Source organism: Streptomyces sp. DH12 (genome assembly GCF_020873895.1).
Classification (GTDB): domain Bacteria; phylum Actinomycetota; class Actinomycetes; order Streptomycetales; family Streptomycetaceae; genus Streptomyces.
Window position 1 is genome coordinate 1 of sequence record NZ_JAHWGT010000128.1, and the last position, 964, is coordinate 964.

Annotated in this window: 1 pseudogene; it reads right to left on the minus strand. The window is 74.5% G+C overall.

Going from position 1 to position 964, the window contains the following annotated elements:
- Window positions 1-964: pseudogene (locus LPA54_RS32955) on the minus strand (alpha-galactosidase); the annotation flags it as partial.

Here is a 964-nt window from a genome sequence, read left to right on the forward strand (position 1 = left end):
GGTCCACGTAGCGTGTCCACAGCCGGTCGTTGCCGTCCTCGGTGCCCGGCCAGCCGGACTCGCCGAAGACGCGGTTCATGTCCCACTTGAGGAAGTCCACCCGGTGCTCGGCCACCAGCCGGGTGAGCCAGTCGAAGGCCCAGTCGGCGACGTCCCGCCGGGCGAAGTTCAGCACGAGCTGGTTGCGCAGCTCGGAGCGCGGCCGGCCCGGCAGGTGCAGCACCCAGTCGGGGTGCGCCCGGTAGAGGTCGCTGTCCGGATTGACCATCTCCGGCTCCACCCAGACGCCGAACCGCATGCCGAGCCGGTGCACGGCGTCGGACAGCGGCCGCAGACCCCGCGGGAAGCGGTCCGGCGTCGGCGTCCAGTCGCCCAGGCCCGCCCGGTCGCTGCGGCGGGCGCCGAACCAGCCGTCGTCGACGACGTACAGCTCCACCCCGAGCCGGGCCGCCCGCTCGGCGAGCGCGAGCTGGCTCGCCTCGTCCACGTCGAAGCCGGTGGCCTCCCAGGAGTTGTAGAGCACCGGCGGTGAACAGCCCGGCCGACACCGGAGCGGTGAACTCCTCGCCCGGCCCGAGCGGCACGCGCGTCCCCTCGTGGCCCACGCCGCCGGTCAGCCCCGCCCGCCCGTCCGGAGTGCGCTGCACGGTGATCCGCCAGCTGCCGCTCCACGCCAGGGCCGTGCTCCACACCCGGCCCCGGTTCTCGTCGGCGGTGCCGTCGTCGAGCATGGTCCAGGGGTTGGCGTGGTGGCTGGTGATGCCGCGCCGGCTGGTCAGCACGGTCTCCCCGTGGGGCAGCCGCTCCCGGCGCAGCCGCGTCTCCGCCGACCACTGGCCGGTGACATGGCTCAGCCGGTAGTCGGCCAGCGGCGGCAGCGTCCACGCGGCGGAGTCGGCGCGCAGCAGGTCCACCCGCTGCTCGCCGTCGTTGCGCAGCACGGTCCAGCGTTCGATCACGTCCG